Below are 263 nucleotides of genomic sequence, written 5' to 3'. Positions count from 1 at the left end.
TGCATTTCACTTCTGAGTTCGGCATGGGGTCAGGTGGTTCTACAACGCTATTGTCGCTAGGCGAAACTGTTATTTACCTGCTGCTTGAGCAAGTAAATTCAATTCGGAATGCTGTATATATCATTTCAAGCACACGTTAGTACGTGAATAAATTCTTTTGAATCTTTGTCAGTCAAAACCATTTGGGTGTTGTATGGTTAAGCCTCACGGGCAATTAGTATCAGTTAGCTCAAGGCCTCACAACCCTTACACACCTGACCTAT

At 41.8% G+C, this 263-nt stretch carries 1 rRNA gene; it reads right to left on the bottom strand.

Features of this window, described 5'->3' with window-relative positions:
• Positions 1-61: ribosomal RNA gene (rrf, locus tag ACSLUR_RS19160) — 5S ribosomal RNA — on the bottom strand; the annotation flags it as partial.
• Positions 62-263 lie beyond the last annotated feature (202 nt).

The sequence above is a fragment of the Thalassotalea montiporae genome, from assembly GCF_053485855.1.
The sequence above is the reverse complement of the archived record's forward strand: the minus strand, read 5'-3'. Positions and strand labels throughout refer to the sequence as shown.